Here is a 2,787-nt window from a genome sequence, read left to right as displayed (position 1 = left end):
TATTCCCAGACCCAAAGGCGTGATTTTGGGAGTTGACACCATCAACTATGTTTTGAATACCGACAGCGCTATTTTCAGGATTGGCATTTTGAAGCGTGTTTTGAATACCGACAGCGATCGCTCTTTGTAGACCGGCCAGAGCAGAGTTCCTTGACCCGCAGATGAGATTATCGTTGGTAGTGCCAAGAGTTGAGTCAAAATAGCCAGCACCACCGGGATTTCCACAATCGTTTGTTGCCTGTCCTAGGGCAATTTCGGAAGGGAGCAAAACTTGACCGGCTACGGCAAGCATCAGAACCAGCAGGGGGTGGAGAGCACGTTTCATGGTAATACCCTCTTTATCTCAAGGAGGCTTGATTTGCCCCAGCAATCCTAGCAACGTGATAATAGGAAGTCAATTAAGAGTTATGAAATCTTCAAGGCAACGCCGCAGTGACGGCAATAAGGCAGGTGGCGATAGGTGAGCTGCTGACAATTGGGGCAGGGCATCCACTGAAAATAACCACAGTGGGGACAGTGTTGATCGCCCTCCCGCAGGCGTTTGCCGCAACGGACGCAGCGGTGTTTTTGAACGCGCCCTGCCGCCTGTCGCTGGGGATTCAGGAAAAGGGCCTGCGCCACCTTGATGATGCCAAAGCCGACTGCCGGGGTCAGCAGGATATAGACATAGTTCACCAAAAAGGCCAGCCGCCCAAAGAGGTCGAAAATTAAATTAGAAAGCCATTCAAAGAGTGCTCCTACCTGCAACAATTCAAAGATCTTCAGCACCAGGGGAATCAAGAAGATTACCAGGAGGTGCCAACTCATCAGCGCCAGCAGGCCATACCGGCGGCGATCTGCAAAACGATGCACCAGCAGGGCAATCCCAATCAGGGGTAACAAAAAGAACGCTTGCAGAACAAATTGCAGGCTGGGATACCAAAACTGCGAGCGCTGATACTGATTCTCAAGTTGGGTAAATGTGGCCTCCTCTGCCAAAAATTTCAAGAAGGCTTGGCTATCAGCTTCTTCGAGAATCGCCTGTTCAAGGGCGGCAATCTCAGTTTTGAGAGCAGCAATGCGGCGATTATTGGCCTCAAGGGTAGCTTTGGCCTTGGCGGCTTCTACTAAGTTGATCGATTGATCCGGGGGTTGCCCCGCGAGCTGCTCTAATAGGGTTGAATCATACTCTTTGCGAATCCGAGCATTGGCGGCCTCAAGGGTTTGAATTTGAGAGTGTTTTTCCTGTCGTTGCTTGAGTCGCTCCCGATGGGGGGGGCGGTTGACAGCATCCTGATACTCTGCATAGGTAAAGCAAGTGGCTGAGATTGTTCCCAATCTTCCTTTGCTGCTCTCCTGTAAGTGTTCGACAAAGGTTTGAGGTGGGGAATCAAGGGTAATTTGCTGCTCTAGAAAACGAATCTCGCGATCGCTCCCTCTATCTTGGCGATAGGCTTGCCAAGGGGCATAGCAGGGGTGGGCTTCATTCGGACTCAAAGGCCAATTGGCGATTTCACCGAGGCCGCCCAAGACATTGATGAGGATAAAAATATCCACCAAGATAATGACAATCAGACTGACCCGATTGAGGGGTTCGTCATTGACAAGACGCGATCGCCAAGCCCCCCTGAACCATTGCCGTATCCTCATGGAAGAGTAAACCCAAGGGCTAATTTGACCCGCTCTAGGGTGGCATTGGCGACCCTTGCGGCCTGTTCTTTGCCTTGTTTCAGCAGATCCTTGAGGTAGCCCGGATCCGCCATAATTTCGTTGTAGCGCTGCCGAATCGGTTCAAGGGTGGCAATCACCGCATCGGTGAGTAGGGGCTTAAACTGTCCCCAGCCCATCTCGGCACATTCTGCTGCCACTGCCTCTTTGGTTTTTCCTGTGAGCACCTGATAGAGGGTGAGCAGGTTATGGGCTTCAGGGCGATCGGGATCATCAAACGTCAGACCCCGAATGGAATCCGTCTTGCAGCGTTTGATCTTCTTGCGAATCTCATCAGGGGCGTCCAACAGGTTAATGCGACTAAGTTCCGAAGGATCCGACTTCGACATTTTCCTAGTGCCATCGGTAAGACTCATCACCCGTGCGCCTTCCTTGGCAATCAAAGGCTCTGGCAGTTTGAGAAGCGGCGGTTGATTGCGGGCAAAGAGGTAGTTCACCCGCGCAGCAATATCGCGGGTGAGTTCCAAATGCTGCTTTTGATCTTCTCCGACGGGCACCAAGTCGGCATCGTAGAGTAGAATATCTGCTGCCATCAGCACCGGGTAGTCTAATAAACCCACGGCCACATTTTCCCCTTGCTTGACGGCTTTTTCCTTGAATTGGATCATGTCCTCCAGCCAGTTGAGGGGAGTAATACAATTGAGCAACCACGTGAGTTCGGCGTGGGCACTGACGTGGGATTGGACAAAAATGGTGGCATGGGCCGGATCAATGCCACAGGCCAAGTACAGCGCCGCAACGGTATAGGTATTGGCAGCGAGTTCTGCCGGATTGTGGGGGACGGTGATGGCGTGTAAATCTACCACACAAAAGTAGTTTTCGTAGTCGGCTTGGCAGGCAACCCATTGGCGAATTGCCCCTAAGTAGTTGCCTAAATGGAGATGACCCGTAGGCTGTACGCCCGATAGTACTCGCTTTTTGGTCACGTTCCTTGTGTCCGTGGTGTGGGGTTGACGCTCATCCCGCTAACGCTTCTCGTATAGCGGGAGATTCCCCCTTCACGGAGTCTTGGCTAGATGTCCCGAAGGACACCCCCGCCAGAACCTCTCCAGGGGCGTTTTCAGCACTGGCCGCCCGACA

General features: G+C 52.4%; 3 protein-coding genes. All 3 read right to left on the bottom strand.

The genetic code is table 11. The annotated features are described in order from the left end of the window. Positions 1-325: hypothetical protein (locus ACK4IR_RS12250; protein ID WP_409874635.1), on the bottom strand; the 325-nt coding region annotated here is incomplete at its 3' end. 80 nt (positions 326-405) lie between these two features. Next, positions 406-1,629, bottom strand: a complete 1,224-nt coding sequence (locus ACK4IR_RS12245) for a zinc ribbon domain-containing protein (protein WP_409874634.1) — start codon at positions 1,627-1,629, stop codon at positions 406-408. Beyond that, complete coding sequence (gene trpS / locus ACK4IR_RS12240; RefSeq protein WP_409874633.1) at positions 1,626-2,633, bottom strand: tryptophan--tRNA ligase; 1,008 nt, start codon at positions 2,631-2,633, stop codon at positions 1,626-1,628. The genes ACK4IR_RS12245 and trpS overlap by 4 nt, the downstream gene beginning before the upstream one ends. Between the last annotated feature and the right edge of the window lie 154 nt (positions 2,634-2,787).

Origin of the sequence: Thermosynechococcus sp. (assembly GCF_046299635.1) — a bacterium.
Lineage (GTDB): Bacteria > Cyanobacteriota > Cyanobacteriia > Thermosynechococcales > Thermosynechococcaceae > Thermosynechococcus.
Note: the sequence above shows the minus strand (reverse complement) of the source record. Positions and strands in the feature narration are given on the sequence as shown.